This window comes from Mesorhizobium sp. ArgA1, assembly GCF_053714375.1.
In genome coordinates this window covers 153,869-176,121 of sequence record NZ_JBSKBQ010000009.1, presented here as the reverse complement: position 1 = coordinate 176,121, position 22,253 = coordinate 153,869, and the positions used below count along the sequence as shown (strand labels likewise).

24 protein-coding genes are annotated in these 22,253 nt (G+C 63.8%); 11 read left to right on the top strand and 13 right to left on the bottom strand.

Going from position 1 to position 22,253, the window contains the following annotated elements; all coding sequences use genetic code 11:
* Positions 1-21 precede the first annotated feature (21 nt).
* Positions 22-615, top strand: coding sequence for an RBBP9/YdeN family alpha/beta hydrolase (locus tag ACWGTI_RS20375; protein ID WP_454588763.1), 594 nt, complete (start codon positions 22-24; stop codon positions 613-615).
* Between the two features lie 253 nt (positions 616-868).
* Here the strand turns inward: ACWGTI_RS20375 and ACWGTI_RS20370 are convergent, their stop codons facing one another.
* Complete coding sequence (locus ACWGTI_RS20370; protein ID WP_454588762.1) at positions 869-1,840, bottom strand: SDR family oxidoreductase; 972 nt, start codon at positions 1,838-1,840, stop codon at positions 869-871.
* A 192-nt stretch (positions 1,841-2,032) separates the two neighbouring features.
* On the opposite strand from ACWGTI_RS20370, the gene ACWGTI_RS20365 reads away from it, so the two are divergent.
* Together ACWGTI_RS20365 and ACWGTI_RS20360 are read left to right on the top strand one after the other, a co-directional pair.
* Positions 2,033-2,209 (top strand): hypothetical protein, encoded by a 177-nt coding sequence (locus ACWGTI_RS20365; protein WP_454588761.1) that lies wholly within the window; start codon positions 2,033-2,035, stop codon positions 2,207-2,209.
* Between the two features lie 184 nt (positions 2,210-2,393).
* Positions 2,394-2,690, top strand: a complete 297-nt coding sequence (locus ACWGTI_RS20360) for a DUF982 domain-containing protein (protein ID WP_454588760.1) — start codon at positions 2,394-2,396, stop codon at positions 2,688-2,690.
* Between the two features lie 44 nt (positions 2,691-2,734).
* Here ACWGTI_RS20360 and ACWGTI_RS20355 read toward each other — a convergent pair whose 3' ends face one another.
* The gene (locus ACWGTI_RS20355) at positions 2,735-3,454 is read right to left on the bottom strand and encodes a Crp/Fnr family transcriptional regulator (RefSeq protein ID WP_454588759.1); all 720 of its coding nucleotides are present in this window, start codon (positions 3,452-3,454) and stop codon (positions 2,735-2,737) included.
* A gap of 195 nt (positions 3,455-3,649) precedes the next feature.
* On the opposite strand from ACWGTI_RS20355, the gene ACWGTI_RS20350 reads away from it, so the two are divergent.
* The 3 genes from ACWGTI_RS20350 (at position 3,650) to ACWGTI_RS20340 (ending at position 4,890) form a co-directional block, all read left to right on the top strand.
* Positions 3,650-3,880: a DUF6894 family protein gene (locus ACWGTI_RS20350; protein WP_454588758.1), complete on the top strand. Its 231-nt coding sequence runs from the start codon at positions 3,650-3,652 to the stop codon at positions 3,878-3,880.
* 115 nt (positions 3,881-3,995) lie between these two features.
* Complete coding sequence (locus ACWGTI_RS20345) at positions 3,996-4,502, top strand: hypothetical protein (protein WP_454588757.1); 507 nt, start codon at positions 3,996-3,998, stop codon at positions 4,500-4,502.
* Positions 4,503-4,572: 70 nt separating this feature from the next.
* The gene (locus ACWGTI_RS20340; RefSeq protein ID WP_192249162.1) at positions 4,573-4,890 is read left to right on the top strand and encodes a plasmid stabilization protein; all 318 of its coding nucleotides are present in this window, start codon (positions 4,573-4,575) and stop codon (positions 4,888-4,890) included.
* A gap of 29 nt (positions 4,891-4,919) precedes the next feature.
* Here ACWGTI_RS20340 and ACWGTI_RS20335 read toward each other — a convergent pair whose 3' ends face one another.
* The 3 genes from ACWGTI_RS20335 to ACWGTI_RS20325 all read right to left on the bottom strand — a co-directional run bounded on the left by ACWGTI_RS20335 (position 4,920) and on the right by ACWGTI_RS20325 (position 8,253).
* Positions 4,920-7,016: an EAL domain-containing protein gene (locus ACWGTI_RS20335; protein WP_454588756.1), complete on the bottom strand. Its 2,097-nt coding sequence runs from the start codon at positions 7,014-7,016 to the stop codon at positions 4,920-4,922.
* Between the two features lie 140 nt (positions 7,017-7,156).
* Positions 7,157-7,714, bottom strand: coding sequence for an RNA polymerase sigma factor (locus ACWGTI_RS20330; protein ID WP_454588755.1), 558 nt, complete (start codon positions 7,712-7,714; stop codon positions 7,157-7,159).
* Positions 7,715-7,863: 149 nt separating this feature from the next.
* Entirely contained in the window at positions 7,864-8,253 is a 390-nt protein-coding gene (locus tag ACWGTI_RS20325; protein WP_454588754.1) for a DUF427 domain-containing protein, read from the bottom strand.
* Between the two features lie 831 nt (positions 8,254-9,084).
* Here ACWGTI_RS20325 and ACWGTI_RS20320 point away from each other — a divergent pair.
* Genes ACWGTI_RS20320 through ACWGTI_RS20305 form a run of 4 tightly spaced genes read left to right on the top strand, consistent with a single transcriptional unit; the run spans position 9,085 to position 13,671 of the window.
* Positions 9,085-9,576, top strand: coding sequence for a Csu type fimbrial protein (locus tag ACWGTI_RS20320; RefSeq protein ID WP_454588753.1), 492 nt, complete (start codon positions 9,085-9,087; stop codon positions 9,574-9,576).
* A gap of 24 nt (positions 9,577-9,600) precedes the next feature.
* Positions 9,601-10,323, top strand: a complete 723-nt coding sequence (locus ACWGTI_RS20315) for a fimbrial biogenesis chaperone (protein ID WP_454588752.1) — start codon at positions 9,601-9,603, stop codon at positions 10,321-10,323.
* Entirely contained in the window at positions 10,295-12,703 is a 2,409-nt protein-coding gene (locus ACWGTI_RS20310) for a fimbria/pilus outer membrane usher protein (protein ID WP_454588751.1), read from the top strand. Before ACWGTI_RS20315 ends, ACWGTI_RS20310 begins: the two co-directional genes overlap by 29 nt.
* Before the next feature lie 14 nt (positions 12,704-12,717).
* Positions 12,718-13,671 (top strand): Csu type fimbrial protein, encoded by a 954-nt coding sequence (locus ACWGTI_RS20305; protein WP_454588838.1) that lies wholly within the window; start codon positions 12,718-12,720, stop codon positions 13,669-13,671.
* Here the strand turns inward: ACWGTI_RS20305 and ACWGTI_RS20300 are convergent.
* From ACWGTI_RS20300 to ACWGTI_RS20265, 8 genes are all read right to left on the bottom strand, one after another.
* Positions 13,665-14,645 carry a branched-chain amino acid ABC transporter permease gene (locus tag ACWGTI_RS20300; protein WP_454588750.1) on the bottom strand — a complete coding sequence of 327 codons (981 nt, stop codon included), beginning with the start codon at positions 14,643-14,645 and terminating at the stop codon, positions 13,665-13,667. The two genes, ACWGTI_RS20305 and ACWGTI_RS20300, sit on opposite strands and share 7 nt — an antisense overlap.
* A 1-nt stretch (position 14,646) precedes the next feature.
* Entirely contained in the window at positions 14,647-15,534 is an 888-nt protein-coding gene (locus ACWGTI_RS20295; protein ID WP_112566970.1) for a branched-chain amino acid ABC transporter permease, read from the bottom strand.
* A 4-nt stretch (positions 15,535-15,538) separates the two neighbouring features.
* Entirely contained in the window at positions 15,539-16,243 is a 705-nt protein-coding gene (locus ACWGTI_RS20290) for an ABC transporter ATP-binding protein (RefSeq protein WP_454588749.1), read from the bottom strand.
* Positions 16,240-17,001 (bottom strand): ABC transporter ATP-binding protein, encoded by a 762-nt coding sequence (locus ACWGTI_RS20285; RefSeq protein ID WP_454588837.1) that lies wholly within the window; start codon positions 16,999-17,001, stop codon positions 16,240-16,242. The genes ACWGTI_RS20290 and ACWGTI_RS20285 overlap by 4 nt, the downstream gene beginning before the upstream one ends.
* A gap of 44 nt (positions 17,002-17,045) precedes the next feature.
* On the bottom strand, positions 17,046-18,254 hold the full coding sequence (locus tag ACWGTI_RS20280) for an ABC transporter substrate-binding protein (protein ID WP_454588748.1): 1,209 nt from the start codon (positions 18,252-18,254) through the stop codon (positions 17,046-17,048).
* 213 nt (positions 18,255-18,467) lie between these two features.
* Positions 18,468-19,172: an SDR family NAD(P)-dependent oxidoreductase gene (locus ACWGTI_RS20275; RefSeq protein ID WP_454588747.1), complete on the bottom strand. Its 705-nt coding sequence runs from the start codon at positions 19,170-19,172 to the stop codon at positions 18,468-18,470.
* Positions 19,173-19,186: 14 nt separating this feature from the next.
* Positions 19,187-19,786, bottom strand: coding sequence for a YdeI/OmpD-associated family protein (locus ACWGTI_RS20270; RefSeq protein ID WP_454588836.1), 600 nt, complete (start codon positions 19,784-19,786; stop codon positions 19,187-19,189).
* 138 nt (positions 19,787-19,924) lie between these two features.
* Positions 19,925-20,836 (bottom strand): S1C family serine protease, encoded by a 912-nt coding sequence (locus ACWGTI_RS20265; RefSeq protein ID WP_454588746.1) that lies wholly within the window; start codon positions 20,834-20,836, stop codon positions 19,925-19,927.
* A 473-nt stretch (positions 20,837-21,309) separates the two neighbouring features.
* Here ACWGTI_RS20265 and yghU point away from each other — a divergent pair, with 473 nt between their 5' ends.
* Complete coding sequence (gene yghU, locus ACWGTI_RS20260; RefSeq protein ID WP_454588745.1) at positions 21,310-22,179, top strand: glutathione-dependent disulfide-bond oxidoreductase; 870 nt, start codon at positions 21,310-21,312, stop codon at positions 22,177-22,179.
* Positions 22,180-22,253 lie beyond the last annotated feature (74 nt).

The window sequence follows — 22,253 nt, the reverse complement described above, 5'->3', positions numbered from 1 at the left end:
ACCAAGGAGACACGACTTTCCATGACCGACTTCATCATCCTGCCGGGCAGCGGCGGATCGGGCGAGGCCCATTGGCAGACACGCTGGCAGCGGACCAACCCGGCGATGCGCCGTTTCAGCCCGGCAAGCTGGGACCTGCCGGATTTCGACGACTGGGTGGCCGCTCTCGACGCCGCGGTATCACAGGCAACAACGCCGCCGGTTCTCATCGCCCACAGCCTCAGCTGCCTGTTGGTGGCGCATTGGCAGCTGGTGTCGAGCCGCCCGGTCGGCGGCGCGTTTCTGGTTGCGGTTCCCGATCCGGCGTCGCCGGTGTTTCCCGCTTACGGAATTCCCTTCGCCGACACGTCGCGCGGTCCGCTTCGCTTTCCTTCGCTGGTCGTCGCCAGCACCGATGATCCTTACGACCCGCATGGCTATGCCAAGGCGAAGGCCGGGCAATGGGGCAGCGCGCTGCACAGCGCCGGGCCGCTCGGCCATATCAACAGCGATAGCGGCCTTGGCGAATGGCCGGAAGGAATGGAGCTGCTAATGGCTTTCGTCGGAAGCATCGAGTTGAAGGGCGATTGTCGAGCATCGCCGCCAAAGGCCGACGATCTTCGCACAATGTCCTGAATTCAGGTGGCTGGAAATCTCTCACGCACAGAGCCCTGCCCCTCCTGCTCCTCGCGCCGACGCTCGGCGTCGGCTTTACGCTTGGGGCAATCCTCGTAGTCGTGGTCGCGCGAGCCGCAGTAGGAGCAGCATTTTGCCGGCGGGTCGGGGCGCAGCGTCGTGGCCATGCACTAGAATGCACGAAAAGTCATCCGGTTGCAGCAGCGCCTGCGACGTCACTGCCCGGATGCATCGCCGCCAGCCTGGGCCGCCCTCAATACCCGCCGACGATCGGCAGGATTTCGCCGGTGATGTAGCTCGAGCATTGCGGCGAGGCTAGGAACACATAGGCCGGCGCGATCTCCTCCGGCTGGGCCGGGCGCTTCATCGGCGTCTTGGCACCGAATTGCGAAACATCGGCCGCCTGTTTGTCGGACGGATTGAGCGGCGTCCAGACCGGCCCCGGCGCCACCGCGTTGACGCGGATGCCCTTGCCGATCAGATTGCCCGACAGCGCCCGGGTGAAGGCGTGGATGCCGCCCTTGGTCATCGAATAGTCGACCAGCTCCTTCGAGCCGTGGATGCCGGTGACCGAACCGGTGTTGACGATGGCCGAGCCCGGCTTCATATGCGCCACCGCTTCCTGGGCCATATGGAAATAGCCGTAGAGGTTGGTCTTCAGCGTGGTGTCGAAATGCTCCTCGGTGAGGTCGGCGAAGTCGGCCGAATGAACCTGGAAAGCGGCATTGTTGACCAGCACGTCCAGCTTGCCGAGCTGCTTGACCGTGCGCTCCACCGCGCGGCGGCAGAAGGCTCGGCTGGCGACATCGCCGCGCAACACCAGGCAGCGCCGGCCCTCCGCCTCGACCGCCTGCTTGGTCACGTCGGCATCCCTGTCTTCGCTGAGATAAACGATGGCGACGTCGGCGCCTTCGCGCGCAAACAATACTGCAACGGCGCGGCCGATGCCGGAATCGCCGCCGGTGATCAGCGCCACCTTGCCGTCGAGTTTCTTGGAACCCTGCCAGAACGGCGCATCATAAAGCGGCGCCGGCTTGATCTCGCCTTCCTCGCCGGGCTTGGGATGATGCTGCTTGGGAAAAGGCGGCTCCGGATAGGGCCGAGCGCCGGCCTGCATGGCGGCCGATGATTTGGCCTTCGGCTTGCGGCGATCGTCGGTATCGACCTTGCGCTGCACGCTGCGCTGCATGCGCACCGCCTTCGAGGTTTCCGATTTGGTCAGCATGGGATTCTCCTTCCGTGTCGAAGGACAACGCGTGTCAGCCAAAAAGGTTGGGCGACGAAAAAAGGTGGCGGCAGGTGCTGCGCGCCGGCACGCACATTTTGTCCGGCCTACATCAAAGTTAAATGCAAGGCACAGGCATCAGGTGGTAGCTGAGTTCGAAAGGGGGGCCTCTAAAACTCTCGGGAGGAGTCCATGGACGTTCTAGATCTGGTTGCCAAACTGTCGGCCGCGGTACTGCGCCGGCGCGCCCCATCTCCGCCAATACTGTTCAGGCCGATCCGCCACTCGCTCGCCGACATCCCGTTGAAGGCGCAGTCGCGACCGCCTTACCGGCCACGCCAACCGATCCGGCCGGCAAGCAACATGTAGCTTGCGCAGGCCGCAACCACTTCGCGGTTTCCTCGTTTATGGCGATCCCGTTTACGGAGGCTATGCATGAAATCAATACGGACAAACAATCCCATTCTCGCCCTGGGTGCAGCTGCCTTTCTGGCCGCGCCTTTCGCCGGGCTTTTGTGGCGGACGCGCGAATGGTTCGGATGGTGAATTTCTCATGAGCCGATTTCTTCCCCTGACGATCAAATTCGTGGACTACAGTACGATGACGGTGTCGTCGATCGCCGACGCCAGGAAGGCGCTGGGCGGAACATGGAAAAACAAGGAAGCCGCTGCCTACAAGGCGGCCGTCAGGCTGGTGGATGACGCATTGAACGGCATCTGCCGCCCCGACATTGCCTTTGCCGCTTTCAAGAATGCCGCCGCCCAACAGGGCTTGCTGAAGCCGGCGAAGCCAAGTGCCGCCCTTGCCATGCTCGACGAATTGGCGTCGCTGAACGGATCCGGCGGTTAGACAAGAACCGGCTGAGGAGCTGCCTCCTCACCGCTCCGCGATACCTACCTCGGCTCGCGGTTCATGCTGAGATAGGTCGGGTCGAACTCGGCAATCTCGACAAGCCGTTGCCAGTCCAAGATCGTCACCGTGTAATTTGCCCAGCCAATCACGCCGAGCCTTCGCAACGCGCCGATGACCCGGTTCATATGGACGATCGACAGCCCCAGCACGTCGGCCAGCTCGGCTTGCGACAAGGGCAGCCGGAAACTCATTCCGTTGGTCTGCTTGACCACCTGAAGCCGAACGAACAGCTCGCACACCAGATGCGCCAGATGTGAGGTCTTGGAGCGCCGGCCCATGGCCACGATCCATTCGCGGTGGATGGCGCCATCGACGAGCGTGTCCAGCCACAGCAACCTTGTCAGATGCGGCGCCTGTTCGGTTATGTCCCGCAACCGGCTGTGGTCGGCGGCAATCACCCGGCATGGCGACAAAGCAATGATGCCATGGTCCATGGTCTTGAGCAGAAAGGCGTGCAGGTCGACAAAATCGCCGGGGACCTGCAGCGATGTGAATTGCCGGCCGCCATTCTCCAGCACCTTGTAGCGCGCAGCCAGCCCCTCGATGATGAGCGTGCTGTAGCCGGGTCTCGATCCCTCGGCAACGATGTCCTGGCCGGTGGCAAAATCGAGCTCGATGGTCATGGCGCCGGCGAGCAGCCCCTTCTCCTCCTCGGAGAGGGCATCATGCTGGCCAAGGTTCAGATAGAGCGACTCTAGCATCGATGGTTTTCCATCCCAATGGGTGGAGAAGAAACTGGTAGGCCTAGCTCAACGCCGCAGATCGGGTGCGGTTGCATCTGTGATGGCGCGCCGGCTTCTTGCCCAGACGATTGCGAGAAATCTGTTTGGGAATCAGGCGGATGGAACCATGAGCGAGAAAGGGGATTTACCGTTCTCATGCAGGGAATGCCGCACATGGAACGGTTCTACTTCGATCTGTATAATACCGAAAACCAGTTCGATGAGGTGGGACAGCTGTTTCCAAACCGAGAGCGCGCGGGAGCAGAGGCGCTGCGCATATTGCACGATGTCGCCCGGGACGAGATGCCGGAAGGCGAGCACCGGCGGATCACCGTCAAGATGCTGAACGAGAACAGGCAACAGATCTTCGAAGCATCGTTGACGATGGAGTCGCTGTGGAGTTGAGCGTGGCGGCCTTGTCGACCACCGCATGGAACCTCTTGCCTTCCCCTCAGTTTCCTAAGGGAAGGCCCAGCAGCAGCAGCTGCTGGCCCAGTTGATTGGCTGGAGGCACGAACCCATGTCCTTGCAAAAGCTTCATCCCGAGCAGGTCGACGCGACACGCGACCATGCCTATTCGACCTTTGCCCCGGTGCTCATCGGTTCGCTGACCAAGCGGCTAGCGCGCTGTCAGGGAACCAAGGAACTCGGCGATCTGGAAAAGTCGCTGATACGCCTGATCGAGAACTCCGACGTCTCCGACGTCAACGAGCCGCAAGCCGAGGCGATGAGAGAGTTCGCAATCGAGCTGGTGGTGTCGACGATATCGGAGGCCCGCGCCCATCCCGACAGCAAGAGCGACGTCGAGGCCGTCGGCGAGCGCCGCGCGGAGGGCCGCTCGGAGAATCCCGACACGCTTGAAGAACAGCTGCAGTCCGGGCTCGAGGACAGCTTTCCGGCAAGTGATCCGCCGGCCGTTGTCTCGACCTCGATTTCCGGCGGGTCGAAGGATCTTGTCGGCACCGACGAGGTGTTGCGCCGCAAGAAGGAGGCCGCGCAACGCAAGCAGGAAAAGGCCGACGTCTAGGCTGAGGACTGCTCTCAAGCGGGCATGCGGATGACGACTGCCCGCATCACGCAGACGAAGGGAGAAGACAATGCCGCGTGGAGATAAATCGAAATATACCGACAAGCAGGAGCGTAAGGCCGACCACATCGCCGAAGGCTACGAGCATCGAGGCGTCTCTGAAAAAGAGGCCGAACGTCGTGCCTGGGCGACGGTGAACAAAGACGATGGCGGCGGCAAGAAGGAAGGCGGTTCGGGCCGCGGCAAAGACACCGGTCATCCGGCCGCGCACAAGGGCGGCAAGCTCGGCGGCAAGGCGTCGGCTTCGCGCTCATCGGCCAGCAAGTCGGCGTCGGCAAAGAAGGCCGCAGCAACTCGCAAGCGCAACGATAGCCACGCGCACCGCTGAGTGCCGATCTCCCACAAGGGCTTGCCCGTTCAGCCGAACCGCTTGTACGGCGCCTTCGCGGTCGCCCTTTCAACGATCCCCTCCAGCGGCTCCGGCCGGTGCAGCAGAAAACCCTGGCCGTAGGCGACGCCCATGTCGCGCAAAATGTCGAGCGCGGCCTGCTGTTCGATCTTTTCGGCAACCACCGAACAGCCAAGGCTCCTGGCGATGCCGGATATGGCCGAGGCGATCTCGCGGTCGAAGCGGCTTTGCGCAATGTTCTGGATGAACGAGCCGTCGATCTTGATCTGATCGACGGGAAAGCGGCGCAGATATTCGAACGAGCTCATGCCGGCGCCGAAATCGTCGAGGCTGACACGGCATTGCCGCTCGCGCGCCTTGCGCACGAACTGTTCGGCGGCGTCGAAATTCGTGACGGCCGCCGTCTCGGTGATCTCGAAGCCGATGCCGGAGTGCGGCGCCCCGGTCTCGGCGATGACGGCGTCGACGAAATCCCACAAAAGCGGGTCGCTCAGCGTCTGCGCCGACAGGTTGAAGCCAAGCGTGATGACGCCCGATTTCATCGCCGGGCCGTGCTGCGACAGTGCGGTCCTGATGATCCAGCGGTCGAGCCGCGAGGCGATGCCGAAGCGCTCGGCAACCGGAATGAACTCGCCCGGCGGGATAAGCTTGCCATTGCGCCCGGCAAGCCGCGCCAGCACTTCGACATGGCGGCTCTCCCGCCAGGGCAGACCCAGCAGGTGGATTTCCTGGCCGAACAGTTTCAGCCGCCCGTCATCCATGGCGTCGACCGTGTCGGCGGCGACGCGGGCGGCGTTGAGGCCGCCGGAACCCGACGCGGCGTCGGCCGAAAACACCGCAAAGCGATTGCGCCCCGCTGCCTTGGCGGCGTAGCAGGCGTCGTCGGCGCAGGCCAGCGCATCGGCCACCGTCGTGGTGGTGTCGTCGACAAAGGCGATCCCGATGCTGGCTGCGAGCTTGCGCGACGTCACCGGCAGGCCGAGGTCGGCATCGCTGACCGCTGCAAGAATGGCGTCGGCCAGCGTCTCCGCCGCGGCCGGTTCGCAATTGGGCACCAGCAGCGCGAACTCGTCGCCGCCAAGGCGGGCGGCACGCGCCGATGCCGGCAGGCAGCCCAGGATGCCGGCGGCGATGCCCTTCAGCGCCAGGTCGCCGGCGGCGTGGCCGGCAAAGTCGTTGAGCGCCTTGAAGTAGTCGAGATCGACATAGAACACCGCCAGCGGCAGCAGCCGCTTCGCTGCGATGTGCTCGGCCAGCAGCCGGTCGAAGGCGGCGCGGTTGAACAGGCCGGTCAGCGCATCGTGGTGCGCGGCGTAGGCGAGTTCGCGTTCGCGCTTCTTGTCCTCGGTGATGTCGCGCACGGTGCCGAGAATCTGGCCCGCGGAGTCCGGGTCCGCGATGAAGCGCACCAGCGATTCGACATGGCGGACTTCGCCATCGCGCCTGATGATGCGGTATTGCGAGGCAACGACTTCATCCGACACAACCGGCGCCAGATGGGCGCGCTCGGTGGCGACCTTGTCGTCGGGGTGCAGATAGGTGTGCCAGAGTTCGGCAGCCACCTCGTCGGTATCGGCGACGAGGCCGAAGATCTCCCTGGTGCGGGCGTCCCAATAGCTCTTGTTGGCATCGATATCGTGATGCCAGATGCCGGTGCCGCTGGCCGCCAGCGCCAGGCGGAAGCGCACATTGACACGCTCCAGTTCGGCTTCGGCTTCCTTCTGCCGGCTGATGTCGGTCTGGACGCCCATCAGCCTGACTGGCTTGCCTGTTTCGTCACGCTCGACAATGCCGCCGCGGTCCAGCACCCAGATCCAGTGGCCGTCCTTGTGCTTCAGGCGCAGCTCGGTCTCGATCGATGCGGTCAGGCCGGCAATGTGGCGCTCGCCGCTGGTCAACGCCCGCTCGCGGTCGTCGGGATGCGTCAGCTTCAGCCACAGATCGCTGGTGTTGGCAAGCTCGCCATCCTCATAGCCGAGCATGTGCGACCAGGTCGGCGAATAGAAACAGTCGCCGCTCAAAATATCCCAGTCCCATACGCCGAGATGAGCGCTTTCGAGCGCCAGCGCCCAGAACTCGCTGTTGCGTCTTTTCTCTTCAGCCATGCCTTGGTTTCGTCCACCCCATTCCCGCCAATATGCACAGAAGCAGACAAGAAACCGTTACCGGCGCACCCGTATGAGGCCGCAATGCCTGCAATCGGGCCTTGTCATGGGGCGTGGCGTGATCGTGCGATGGGGGTTCGTCATGCCATGGGCGCTCTGATGGGACCCGTCCGGCCCGGACCGGGCTCGACGATCCTTATCGCGCGGCGGCGCGCATTGTCCTCGAGCAGGCCGCGCAGTTCCTCCCGGCCGCGCGCAATGCGCGACATCAGCGTGCCGGCCCGTACGCCGAGCATCTCGGCGGCCTCGGCATAGGAAAAGCCCTCGATGGCAACCATGGTCAGCGCGGCACGGCGGTCGGGGCTGATCGCCTGCAGCGCGTCGATGATCTCGCGGGCCGCGACATTCTCCAGCTGGTCGGCGGGAGAGGCCTGCACCTCGCCGGCTTCCAGCGGCAGCATCGAGGCTTCGCCGCGCCGGTTCACCTTGCGCATCTGGTCGATGAACAGATGATGCATGATCGTGAACAGCCATTTTCGCGGGCTCTCTCCCGTCTGCCAGTTGTCCAGCCGCAGCAGCGCCCGTTCCAGGCAGTCCTGGACGAGATCGTCGGCGGAATCGCGATCGCGCAGCAGCGAGCGCGCATAGCGCCGCAGACGCGGGATTTCGTCGAGAATAGCTCTCTGCTTTTCGTCCATGACCTTTTGTCTTTGTCGGCATGCCGTTGCCGCAGAACCGCAGCGACCTTGGGTCAGGGCAACTTTGGCTGGCATGAAAGTTCCTCTGTTCATGCCTGTCGTTGGCTCCAAAAACGCGAAGCACTTCTGGACGACAGGCACGACCCCGCTCAGCGCGGCGCAGCATCGATCGTGACCCGGTCGGGATAGAAGGCGCCGTGGTCGCGTATCTCGGCCATTTCGTCGAAAGGCCGCTCGTAGGCCCACATCGCGTCCTTGCCGGCTTCACCCGCCGGCAGCACGTTCCAGTAGCTGGCGTCGCCCTTGTAGGGGCACAGCGTCGACAGCTCCGTCCTCCCGAGCTTGCGGAAGTCGATGTCCTCGAACGGGATGTAGAAGCTGAAGGGATGGGGCGGCTCGGTCACCAATTTGGCTTTCGCCGAGGAGGCGATAATGGCGCCATTGGCATACACGACGACACGCCCCTTGAAGGACACGATGGTGATCACCTTGCCGGGATTGCGCCTGAAGCCCGGTGACGGGTTCACATGCCGATCCATGGCCATTCTCCTTGTCCCATTTGGTTCGAAAGTCTTGAAGGCAAGATTTCAGCTCAGAGATCGCCGGCCGACGGCGCGGCCACTGCCGTCACGGAGGACAGCTTCCGGCGCTTTTCGAGGCTTGGCTGTTCACAGGTCTTCTTCATCGTTCTTCCTTTTTCTCCACGTCTGGCGGTCGGTCGGCTCCTGCCAGCCTTGTAATCATGGCTCCAAGGGACGACGGGCGCATCTCCCGTCCGGGCGATGCGCGGCCGCCGGAAATCGGGGGCGAGCGGCAAGAATGATTCGAACGTGTTTCCCCTCGATCGGATGTGTATTTATCTCAGCCGGGACGGCGATGCTTGGGCTGGGCGGAACACGGTTTTGGGGAATGCGGCTCTGGCGGCAGGATTGCCAGGCTTGGGCAGCCCGGGACAGCGTTGGGCACCCAGCGGCGCGGCGACGGCGATGGCCGAATGGCGTCGGTATACGCCGCGAAATAATCGATAATAAGAGACGACAGATCAGACTCTATCAAATCAAGATGATTTTCCAATGTTTTCGCATTTTCGGCAAAAAGGCTAAAATAAATTATCGATAGACGATTCTTCATTTTCAAAATATGTCGATTTTACCCCTGTTAACCAAATATTAACCAAAGTTATCTGATAGTCTTTGAGTTATCCGCCTATTGTAATTCGAATCTAAGTTGCAATAATCATTTCGCAGTTCGCTTTGATATTGCTGATATGGTTGATGTCTTTGCGAGGTATGCAGCGGGAGGAGCTGCAGGGGTGAAATCCGGGTCAGGACTGTTTGCGAGGAACGGTCTGCCCGACGGAGGACATACGCATGAGATTGCTGAAATACGCATTGCTGCTAGGGGCATCGCTTCTTCCCGCCCTGCCCGCGATCTCGGCGACCGCGACAGGCAGCATGAATGTCAAAATCACCATTACCGACGAATGCAAGGTGCAGACGGCAAGCGATCTCGATTTCGGCACGCATGGCGTCATCGATGCGGATATCGACCAGACCAGCACCATCAATGTGCAATGCACGACCGGCAAGTCTTATAATGTAGGTCTGAGCGCCGGAGGCGGCTCGGGCGCGACCGTGGCGGTCCGCAAGATGACCGGGCCAGCGGCGGCGACGATCAACTACACCATCTACAGGGAAAGCACCCGCACGCAGCTCTGGGGCGTCACCATTCCCACCGACACGGTCGGCGGAACCGGCAATGGCGCCGTTCAGCCCCTGACGGTCTACGGGCGCGTTCCGGCCCAGGCGACGCCGGCGGCAGGCCTCTACACCGACACCGTTGCGATCACCATAACGTACTGACCGACGACGCCATACGAGGACGACATGCGATCCATGCTTTCATGCATCGGCGCCACAGCTGTTCTGTTGCTGTGCGCCGATATCTCACACGCCGCTTCGCTGCGGGTGGCGCCGACAAATCTCGAGCTGATCGCGCCCGACAGCGCGGCGGTCCTCAACCTCAGCAATGACGATGCCAGGCGGCCGATCAACGTGCAGATCCGGGTGTTCGCCTGGAGCCAGGCCGGCGGCATCGAAACGCTGACGCCGACCTCGGACGTCGTCGCCAGCCCGCCATCGACCAAACTGGCGCCCAATGCCCAATACGTGGTTCGTGTCGTGCGCGTCTCGAAGGCGCCGGTGCGGGCCGAGGAGAGCTACCGTATCATCGTCGACGAGCTGCCCGACCCCTCACGCCGCAAGGCCGGCACGGTCGCGCTGGCGCTGCGCTATTCGGTGCCGGTGTTTTTCCGCAATGCCGATGCGGCGGCGCCGGCCATCGCGTGGAGCCTTTCGCGCAATGGCGGCAGCCTCCTGCTTAGCGCCAGCAACAGCGGCGGGAGTCGCTTCCGCCTGTCCAATCTGTCGGTGATCCAGAACGGCAAGAAGCTCGGCAGCCGAAACGGGCTGGTCGGCTATGTGCTGGGAGGCGCGACCATGCAGTGGCCGATCGGCAGCTCAAAATCGCTGTCGGCGGGCTCGGTGCTCTTGAAGGCACAGAGCGATGTTGGACCCTTCGATGCAAAAGTTGCAGTCAAGGGCAAGTAGCATCGCTGTCATCGTCGCGTTCGCGACTTTTACACCCTGCTCGGCGGTGCGATCGCAAGAGTTGCCGGCCGGTACCGACATTGAAGAGCCCGACCAGGGACGCAGCCTCTATCTGGAGGTGTTCATCAACGACGCGCCGACAAAACTCATCGGCAACTTCACCGAGATGCCGGATGGCGGCCTGGCGGCGACGCCGCAAGAGCTGAAGGAGGTCGGACTGAAACCGCCGGAGGGTGCTGCCGACGCCGGCGGTCTGGTCAGGCTCGACCAGCTGGCGGACGTGTCGTTTCGGATCGACGAGGCGGCGCAGCGCCTCTATGTCACCGCCGCCAATGACAGCCGCGAGGCGCGCATGGTCGATCTCGGCTTGCGCTTGCAGGACCGGCCGGCGCCGCAATCGGGCTATGGCGCGGTGCTCAACTACTCGCTGTTTGCCAGCTCAAACACACTGTTCGATGGCGACAACGAACTGTTCCAGGGCATCTCGGGCGGCTTCGACGCGCGCGCGTTCAGCCCGTGGGGAACGCTCGGCCAATCGTTCATCGCCGGCTATTCCGACGGCCGGCTCGGCGGCTTCACGCGGCTCAACACCACCTGGAGCTATTCCGACCCCGACCGGCTGATGACCTATCGGGCCGGCGACTTCGTCTCGGGCGGATTGTCGTGGACGCGTCCAGTCTATCTCGGCGGCATCCAGGCGCAGCGTAATTTCAGCCTGCGCTCGGACCTGGTGACATTGCCGCTACCCTCCTTCGGCGGAACGGCGGCGGTGCCGTCGACGCTCGAGGTCTATACACAAAACGTGCGCACCTATTCCGGCGACATCCAGGCCGGGCCGTTCCAGGTCACCAATCTGCCGGTGTTCACCGGCGCCGGCCAGGCGCAGGTGGTGCTGCGCGACAGCCTCGGCCGCGAGACCACCGCCACCTTGCCGTTCTATGCCTCCAGCATGCTGTTGCGCCAGGGGCTACTCGATTTCTCCGTCGAGGCAGGCATGGCGCGGCGCAATTTCGGCATCTCCTCCGACGACTATGACGGCCGCGTCATGGGCGTCGCCACTGCGCGCTATGGGCTGACCGATCAGCTGACGCTGGAGGCCCATGCCGAGGGCGGCGCCGATCTGATCAATGGCGGCATTGGCGCGGCCTTTCCCCTCGGGCCTTACGGTGCCGCCTCGGTGGCGATGGCCGGCAGCCATCATGACGGGCGCACCGGCTCGCTGGTCAACGCCAGCGTGGAGTTCGGCTATGACGGCTGGGCGCTCAACGCCCGCATGCGGCGCGCCTTCGGTGGCTATGAGGACATCGCCTCGGTGACGGCACTGCCGGTCATTGTCGACCCCGACGATTTCACCCGGTTTAGCGCCGGCGTGCCGCGGGCCGTGGACCAAGTGACGCTGAGCGTGCCGATGCCGCTCGATTTCTCCAGCCTCAACCTGTCCTACACCCATCTCAAGACCGCCGAGGGCGACACCAACCAGATCGTCGGCCTGTCCTACAGCCAGTCAATTTTCAAGCGCAGCACGATTTATGCCACCGCCTTTGCCGATCTCGACGACAACGACTCCTATGGCGTGTTTGCCGGGATTTCCATCCCGTTCGACAATGACGTGACGGTCTCGACCGGCGTCGAGCAAGGTCCTGACGGCGTCAACGTCGTCGCCGACATCGCCAAGTCGGATCGGGCCGAGGACGGCAGCATCGGCTGGCGATTGCGCACCTCGGAAGGCGAAACGCCGAACCGCTCGGCCGCGGTGAGCTACCGGGCGCCGTTTGCGCGTTTCGAGGCTGGCGGGCAGCAATTCGACAAGGACTTTCGCGTCACCGGGCAGATGGACGGCGCCATCGCAGTCGCGGGTGGCGGTGTGTTCGCCACAACCCGCATCGACGATGCCTTTGCCGTCGTCGATGTCGGCACGCCCGATGTCGAGGTGCTGCACCAGAATCGGCCGGTCGGAAAGACCGACAGCAGGGGCCGCATCCTGGTCACCGGGCTCAATTCCTATGAGCTCAATACGGTGTCGATCGACCCCAAGAATCTGCCGGTCGACGCCGATGTTCCGGCCACCAAGGAGACAGTCGTTCCGGCCGACCGCAACGGCGTGGTGCTGAAGTTCGGCGTGTCGGAGGCGGCGCAGGCAGCGCTCGTCACCCTGGTCGATGCAAGTGGCACGCCGCTCGAGGCCGGGCTTTCCGGACGGCTGGACGGCGGACAGGAAGACTTCGTCGTCGGCTATGACGGGCAGGCCTACATCAAGGGTCTGTCGCGGCAGAACTCCGTCCAGGTCGATCGCGTCGACGGCACGTCGTGCAGGGCAAGTTTCGCCTTCGCGGCGGCGCGCGGCCGGCAGGTGACGATCAAGGATGTGGTGTGCCAATGACGATGCGAAGCCAGATGCTGCGCGCCGCACTCGTCGCCTTCCTGACGCTGCTGCCGTCGCTTGCCCTGGCGCAAAGCTGCAGCTTTACCGTCACCAACATGAATTTCGGCGCCGTCGACACGCTGTCGGGCAGCGCGGCGACATCGACGGCCACCCTCAGCGTGACCTGCAGCGGCAGCTTGCCATTGCTGCTGCCCATCCTCGTCTGTCCGCATCTCGCCGCCGGCACCGGCGGCGCAACCTCGGCGGCAGCAAGGCAGATGCTGAGCGGCGCCAACAGCCTCGACTACCAGATCTATTCGGACCCGGCGATGAGCGTCGTCTGGGGCTCCTATGCCTGGGCCTATGCCTCGCGCCCACCGCCGCTGCTACTGAGCCCCAGTATCCTGGGCAACTCATCCGGCACCTTGACGCTCTATGGCCGGGTTCCCGGCGGCCAGGCAACCGTTCCGCCCGGGACCTATCTGTCGACGTTTTCGACCGGGCCGGTCGAGTTCCGCTACCGGACAACCCTGCTGGGCAGCAATTGCGACACCGGCTTGGGCACCCTGGCCGCCTCCCCGACCTTCACCATCAACGCCACGGTTGCGGCCAACTGCCTGGTCACCACCCAGAACATCGATTTCGGCTCCAAGGGCGTGCTCGACGCCAATGTCGACGCCACCGGCCAGGTTTCGGTCACCTGCACCCCGTCCACCGCCTATACGGTCTCGCTCAATGGCGGCACCACCGGCGGCACACCGACCACCCGCAAGATGTCGAAGGGGGCCGAGCGGGTAACCTACGGCCTCTACAAGGACAACGCCCGCTCGCAGCCCTGGGGCGACGCAGGAACGCCGGGAAGCACGGTCGCCGGCACCGGCACCGGCATCGCGCAGCCCCTCACCGTCTACGGCCGCGTGCCGCCGCAGACAACGCCCTCTGCCGGCGTCTACACCGACACGGTGGTGGTGACCATTACCTATTGAGCGCGGCCGCCGTCAGCTGGCGCCAGCCACCGCGCGTAGATTTCGCCGACGATGCCGCGGCGAAAGACCAGCACGCAGATCATGAAGATCAGGCCGGTGGCGATGGTGACCGGAAACCCCGAGGTGGCGAGCGTGTTTTCCAGGCCGACGACGAGGCCGGCGCCGACCACCGGACCGACCATGGTGCCGATGCCGCCAAGCAGCGTCATCAGGATCACCTCGCCCGACATCTGCCAGGTGACGTCCGTGAGCGTGGCGAACTGGAAGACGATTGCCTTGGTCGCGCCGGCAAGCCCGGCGAGCGCTGCCGACATGACGAAGGCGGCGAGCTTGTAGCGGCCGACCGAATAGCCCAGCGAAATGGCGCGGTTCTCGTTCTCGCGGATCGAGCGCAGGATCATGCCGAAGGGCGAGTTGACGATGCGCCAGACGGCGAAGACGCCGAGGAGGAAAACGGCGAGCACGAAAAAGTACATGTTGAGCGTGACGTTGAGATCGACGACGCCGAACAGCGTGCCGCGCGGCACGCCCTGGATGCCGTCCTCGCCTTCAGTGAACGGCGCCTGGACACAGAAGAAATAAAACATCTGCGCCAGCGCCAGGGTGATCATCGAGAAATAGATGCCCTGCCGGCGGATGGCGAGGAAGCCCATGACCAGCCCGAGCACAGCCGCGCCGGCGGTGCCGAGCAGGATGCCGGCTTCCGGTGGCCAGCCCCATGCCTTGACGGCGTAGGCACAGAAATAGGCGGCGGCGCCGTAGAAGGTGGCGTGGCCGAAGGACAACAGCCCGGTGTAGCCGAGCAACAGGTTGAAGGCACAGGCAAACAGCGCGAAGCACAGCATCTTCATCAGGAAGATGGGGTAGACGAAGAAGGGCGCGGCGATGAGCGCCAGTATGGCCAATGCTATCAGTACCCGTTCAAGCCGAACGGAAGCGGCGGTACGCTGTTCGTGGAGGGTCGCCTCGCTCATCTCAGGCATCCCTTCCAAACAGGCCCGCGGGGCGCAAGAGCAGCACGATCGCCATGATGACGAAGACGACGAGGTTCGATGCCTCGGGATAGAACACCTTGGTCAGGCCTTCGGCGAGGCCGAGCATGTAGCCGGTGACGATGGCGCCGAGGATCGAGCCCATGCCGCCGACCACGACGACGGCGAAGACGACGATGATGAGATCCGAGCCCATCAGTGGGCTGACCTGGTAGACGGGTGCTGCGAGGATGCCGGCGAGCCCGGCAAGGGCCGCGCCCAGCCCGTAGGTGAGCGTGAGCAGCAATGGCACGTTGACGCCGAAGGCTTGCACCAGCTCCGGGTTCTCGGTTGCGGCGCGCAGGTAGGAGCCGAGCCTGGTCTTTTCGATCAGCAGCCAGGTGCCGATGCAGACGATGAGCGAAGCCACCACCACCCAGCCGCGATAGTTGGGCAGGAACATGAAGCCGAGATTGGTGCCGCCGGCGAGTTGCGACGGCACGGCGTAGGGATTGCCTGACACACCGTAGTAGAAGCGGAACACGCCTTCGATGACCAGCGCCAGGCCGAAGGTGAAGAGCAGGCCGTAGAGCGGATCGAGACGGTAAAGCCGCGACAGCGCCAGGCGCTCCACCGCCATGCCGAATACACCGACGACGAGCGGCACCAGGACCAGCGCCGGCCAGTAGCCGATGCCGAGATGAACGAGCATCAGATAGCCGATGAAGGCGCCGAACATGTAGAGCGCGCCATGGGCGAAATTGATGATGCGCAAGAGGCCGAAGATAACGGCCAGTCCAAGGCTGAGCATGGCATAGAAGGAGCCGTTGATCAGCCCGACCAGCATCTGCCCGAGCAAGGCCTGGACGGGGATGCCGAAGATCATCGTCATGGCGTCATACCCCAAGCACCTCGTGCAGCTGTTCGGTGTGAGCGGAAAGCTCGCTTACGGCAAAACCCTCCTCCACCTTGCCATGCTCCATCAGATAGAAGCGGTCGGCGATGCGGGCGGCGAAGCGGAAATTCTGCTCGACCAGCAGGATGGTCATGCCGCGCGTTTTCAAGGTCGCCAGCAATTCGCCGATGCGCTGGACGATGACCGGCGCCAGGCCCTCGGTCGGCTCGTCGAGCAGCAGCATCTGCACGCCGGTCCGCAGGATGCGGGCAATGGCCAGCATCTGCTGTTCGCCGCCGGAGAGCTTTGTCCCGGGGCTGTTGCGACGCTCCTTGAGGTTGGGGAAGAGATCGAAGATTTCCTCGACGCTCATGCCGCCCTTGGCCACCACCGGCGGCAGGATCAAATTCTCGTCGACGGTGAGCGTGGCGAAGATGCCGCGCTCTTCCGGCACGAAGCCCAGGCCCTTATGGGCAACACGATGCAATGGCAGGCGCATCAGGTCGCTGCCGTCGAAGGTGACGCTGCCGCTGCGCTTGCGTACCAGCCCCATGATGGCGCGCAGCGTGGTGGTCTTGCCGACGCCGTTGCGGCCGAGCAGCGTCACCGTCTCGCCACGGAAGACGTCAAGATCGACGCCATGCAGGGCATGGCCCTCGCCATACCAGGCGTGCAGATCGCGCACGGCCAGCAGCGGCTCACTCATGCCCGGTCCTCATGCTCGGTCCCCATGTAAGCGACGCGGACACGCTCGTCGCTGCTGACGGTCGCATAGTCGCCGGCGGCGAGCACCTGGCCGCGCTGCATAACCGTGATCCAGTCGCAGAGATCGGCAACGACGGTGAGATTGTGCTCGACCATCAGCACGGCGCGTTCCCTGGCCAGCGAGCGGATGATGCCGGAGATGGCGCCGACATCCTCGTGCCCCATGCCGGCCATCGGCTCGTCGAGCAGCAGCACCTTCGGATCGAGCGCCAGCGTGGTGGCGATCTCGAGCACGCGCTTCCTGCCATAGGAGAGATCGCCGGCCAGACGATGCGCGACATCGTCGAGGCCGACGATGGCGAGCAGTTCGCGCGCCCGTGGCGTGAGTTCGTCGAGCGCTGACAGCGAGCGCCAGAACTGGAAACCCAGCCCGCTCGGCCGCTGCAGGGCGACGCGCACATTGTCCAGCACGCTGAGGTGCGGAAAGATCGCCGAGATCTGGAACGAGCGGACGAGGCCCATGCGCGCCACCTTGGCCGGCGCGGTGCGGGTGATGTCGTTGCCGAGCAGTTCGATCCTGCCGCTGCTCGGCTGCAGGAATTTGGTCAACAGGTTGAAGATCGTCGTCTTGCCGGCACCGTTCGGCCCGATCAGCGCATGGATCTGGCCGTGGTGGACGTCGAGGTCGACATTGTTGACGGCGATGAAACCGGCAAAGTCGCGCCTGAGACCGCGGGCGGAAAGCACCACCCGCGGCATCTGCTCTTTGCCGTCCGCGCGGACGGCGGCTGCGGTCTCCAGCGTCACTTGGTGACGAGCGGGCAACCGCTGTCTTCGGCCTTGATGAAGGCCTTGTCGCCCGGAATGGTCGCCAGGTAGGTGTAGTAGTCCCAGTCCTTCTTGCTCTCCTCAGGCTTCTTGACCTGATAGAGATACATGTCGTGCACCATCGAGCCGTCGGCCTGCACCTTGCCGTTGGCGGTGAAGACGTCTTCGACCGGCAGTTCGTGCAACTGCTTGGCGACAGCTTCGGTCTCATCGGTGCCGGCCTTGTCGATGGCCTTCAGATATTGCAGAACCGCCGAATAGGTGCCGGCCTGGACCATGTTGGGCATGCGGTTGGTGCGCTTGAAGAAGCGGTCGGCGAAGTCGCGGCTCTTGTCGTCGCGGTCCCAGTAAAAACCTTCGGTCAGCACGACGCCCTGCGCCGCCTGCAGGCCGAGCCCATGCACTTCGGCAAGGGTGAACAGAAGTGCCGCCAGCCGCTGGCCGCCGGCGACGATGCCGAACTCGGCCGCCTGCTTGATCGAGTTGGCGGTGTCGAGGCCGGCATTGGCAAGGCCGACGACCTTGGCGCCGGAGGACTGCGCCTGCAGCAGGAAGGAGGAATAGTCGGTGGAGCCAAGGGGATAGCGCACTTCGCCGAGCACCTTGCCGCCGCTTGATTCAACCAGCTTTGTGGTCTGCTCCTTCAGCGAATAGCCGAAGGCATAGTCGACGGTGATGAAATACCAGCTGTCGCCGCCCTGCTGGACCAGCGCGCCACCGGTGCCGACCGCCTGGGAATGGGTATCGTAGACCCAGTGGAAGCCATAGGGCGAGCACTGCTTGCCGGTGAGATCCGCCGATGCGGCGCCGGTGACGATGTCGATCTTCTTCTTTTCCTTGGAAAGCCCCTGCACAGCGAGCGCGACGGACGAGGTGGTGAGCTCCATGATGGCGTCGACCTGTTCGGTGTCGTACCACTGGCGCGCGATATTGGAGGCGATGTCGGGCTTGTTCTGGTGGTCGGCGTTGACGATCTCGATCGGCGCGCCTTGCACCTTGCCGCCAAAATCCTCGACAGCCATCTTTGCGGCCTCGACCGACCATTTGCCGCCGAAATCGGCATAGACACCCGACTGGTCGTTGAGGATGCCGATCTTGACCTTGCCGTCGGAAATTTCGCCGGCCGCCGCCGGCATCGCAGTCGCCGCAAGCAGCGCGGCTGAAACGAGATAGGATGCTTTCACAGGTAATTCCTCCCATATGGCAACCACGGGGAACGCGGTTGCCTCGCAATGGTTCAACAGTTCTGTCCGATTCTCGCTGAAAGTTCGGGCGGTCGCGCCCGCCACTCCTCTTCTTGCGCTCCTCCGCCCTGGGTGCAGCGGGAGCCTAGCATCACATATCGCAAGGCGAGAATGCTATTTTGGTAGCATGGCGCAGGGTGCGCGGCGGCTTCTTCACCACGGCAATCTTTTGCCGTCGCGGAAGAAGCCGCCAGTCGGGCCGTCATCCGGCAAGGTGGCGGCCCAGACGATGCCCGCTGCGCCTTGCGCTACCGGGCGGCCGCCCGGACCGCCCATGTCGGTCGCCACCCAGCCGGGGCAGATGGCGTTGACCAGGACACCGGCGCCTCGCAATTCGGCCGCCAGGATCAAGGTCAGCGCGTTGAGCGTCGCCTTGGTCGTCGAATAAGCCGGCGCGCCGGCGCCCATCGAAGCGAGCGAACCGCCCTCGGAGGAGACATTGACCAACCTGCCATGGCCGAGGGCACTGAGCAGCGGCGCACAGGCGGCCGCGACGCGCCAGGCGCCGAAGACATTGGTCTCGAAGGCTTCGCGGATCACAGTCCAGTCCGGTTTGAGCGCCCGCGCCTGCGGATCGTAGTGGATGGCGGCATTGTTCACGAGCACGTCGAGCCGGCCGAAGCGGCGCTCAACCTCGGCCGCGGCAAGTGCTGCCGCATCGACTGCTGCGACATCCAGCGCGATCGCTTCCACCTTGCCGCCTAGCTGTCTTGCCGACGCCTCGCCCTTGGCGAGATCGCGGGAGCCGAGCAGCACGGTGAAACCAAGCGCCGCGAGCTGTCGGCCGGTCTCCAGGCCAATGCCGCGATTACCGCCGGTGACGAGTGCGACCTTGCCGGAATGGAGTGCGGTGGTCATCGCTCGGTCCTCAGTCACTTCTTCCCTTGCGGATAGATCGTCTCGCCGCGCTTCAGCATCTCGACGAAAGCCTCGATCCTCTTCTTGCGGCCCGCCTCGGTTTTCATGTTGTGGGTTCGAAACGCCAGCGCGAAGCGGTTCTGGGCGGAAAGCTTCGCCAGCATCTCTTTCGCCTTGGGTTCGGCATCGATGGCAGTCTGCAATTCGTCGGGGATCTTCATGTCCTTGCCGCTGGCATAGGCGCGATCCCAGCGGCCGTCGGCCTTGGCCGCCTCGACCTGTTTCAGTCCGTGTTCGGTCATCCGGCCCTCCTCGACCAGGCGGGCGACATTGTCGATGTTGATCTTGCTCCAGATGCTCTTTTTGCCGCGCGGCGTGTAGCGCTGCAGAAAGCTCTTGTCGTCGAGCGACTTGCGCACCGCATCGATCCAGCCGAAGCACAGCACGACATCAATGGCTTGCTTGGGCGTGATCGAGGCGAGGCCCGAGCCGACCTTGTGCACCTTGATCCAGACCTCGGTCTCGCTGGCATGGTTCGCCCGTAGCCAGGCGTAAAAGCTTTCCGGATCGGGGAATTCGCGAACCTTGCCCGGATCGACCTTGATCGGCGCCATCATCACCTCGTTGCCGCACCTGATATACCGGCGGTCGATGCCGGTTTCTGTCAGCAGACCTCCGCAGGCCAAGCATCGGCCCCCCTTCCCTTCTCCCCCTGTGGGAGAAGGTGGATCGGCGCTTTAGCGCCGACTCATTCACTGCAGATGCGGCTTCTTCAGAAAGCTGTTGCGGTCGGCGGATTTGACACGTAGCCAGGTTTCGCGGCCGTCACGCACCACCCTTAGCGGGATCTCCGACCCGGCGGGGTTCTGCCATAGCTTGCGGTAGAAGTCGGCAAGACCGTCGACCTCGCCGTCGCGCACGTCGGAGATGATGTCGCCCTGACGCAGGCCGGCCTTGGCGGCTGGGCCGCCTTCGGCAACGCTCATCACTATCACAGCACCGTTCGACTCGGCCGAGAAGGCGCCGAGCCACGGCCGTGGCGGCTTCGCCACCTGGCCGCGCGTCAGGAGGTCGTCGAGGATCGGCGTCAGAAGGTTGATCGGCACGACCATGTTGATGTCGGCGACCTCACCATTGCGGCTCATCTGCAACAGCAGCGAGCCGATGCCGAGCAGGCTGCCGTCCTGGCCGATCAGCGCCGCGCCGCCCCAGGACGGATGCGCCGGCGCGATGAAGATCGCCTCGTCGAGCAGATATTCCCAATAGCCGGCGAATTCCTGCTTGGTGACGATATGCGCCTTGACCGAACGGCCGGTGCCGTCGGCAAACACGACGGGGTCGCCGACCTTGGCCTTTTCGGCGTCGCCCAGCGCCACTGCCGGCAGACCGAGCGGCGCCAGCGCCTGCACCAGGCCGAAGCCGGTTTCCTGGTCGTAGGCCAGCGCGTGCGCCGGCACGACGCGCCCATCCTGATCAGTCAGCCAGACTTCTTCGGCCTCGGTGATGAGATAGCCGATGGTGAGCACCAGCCCGTCACCGCGGATAACGACACCGCTGCCTTCCCGGCGCGTGCCCAAGGCGTTCGCCGTGAAGGCGTCGTCGGGAACCGTGGCGCGCACGGCGACAACCGAACGCAAGAGCGGGGAAAGGGGATCAACGGGCATGCTTCCATCCTGGCAGGCGGAGATTACCTCTATAGGTATGCCACGATGGGCGAGGCGCAAGGGCGAGAGCGGTTCGCGCAGCGAACGAAAAGCCAATTGCTTGGCTTTTCGAGCTTCGAGCGGTGAAGGCCCGGTCCGCCTTCGGGCGGATCAAAAGGTCCAGTGGACCTTTTGAAGGGGCTGAACGCCCGAAGGGCTGGGAGCCTTGCGAAGGGCCGGGCGCGTCGAGACAATCATCTCCGGACATCATTTTCAGAGGCCAGCGCTGCCCCTCATCCGCCCTTCGGGCACCTTCTCCCCGTGAACGGGGCGAAGGAAAAGGCACCGACATTGATAATAGTTCAACGGAAGTTGAACCTTTCTGAATTGCACCTATCTCTGTCAGTATCTACGTTCCGCCGACTTTTCCGCCATCAACCTCGCGCCGTCGCGCAAGCCGGTTCCGCCGCCGCCAAATCCAAGGAATTCCTCGCATGACCGAATACACCCCGCCGAAAGTCTGGAGTTGGAAGAAACCCAATGGCGGCACGTTCGCCAGCATCAATCGGCCGATCGCCGGGCCGACGCATGACAAGGTGCTGCCGGTGGGCAAGCATCCGCTGCAGCTCTACTCGCTGGCGACGCCGAACGGCGTCAAGGTGACTGTCATGCTGGAGGAGCTGCTGGCGCTCGGCCACAAGGGGGCCGAATACGACGCCTGGCTGATCCGCATCAACGATGGCGACCAGTTCGGCTCGGGCTTCGTCGACATCAATCCCAATTCCAAGATCCCGGCGCTGCTGGACCGCAGCGGCAAGACGCCGGTTCGCGTCTTCGAGTCCGGCTCGATCCTTCTGTACCTGGCGGAAAAGTTCGGCGAGTTCCTGCCGACCGAACAGCCGGCGCGTGCCGAGACGTTGTCGTGGCTGTTCTGGCAGATGGGTTCGGCACCCTATCTCGGCGGCGGTTTCGGCCATTTCTACGCCTATGCGCCGGAGAAATTCGAATACGCCATCGACCGCTTTTCCATGGAGACCAAGCGCCAGCTCGACGTGCTCGACCGGCGGCTGGCGGTATCAGAATATCTCGGCGGTGCCGGCTATTCGATCGCCGACATGGCGGTGTGGCCCTGGTATGGCGGGCTGGCGCTCGGCCGCATGTACAATGACTCCGGCGAGTTCCTGTCGGTGCAGGACTATGAGCACGTGCAACGCTGGGCCAAGGCGATCGACGCCCGCCCGACGGTGCAGCGCGGCCGCATGGTCAACCGCGCCTTCGGCGACCCGACCATGCAGCTGCACGAACGCCACGACGCCAGTGATTTCGAGACCAAGACGCAGGATAAATTGGTGGCGGCGGAGTGAAGCTGTCGATCTCCCCCCTCGAGGGGGAGATGTCGCCGAAGGCGACAGAGGGGGTCGGTCCGACCGGGCTCGGC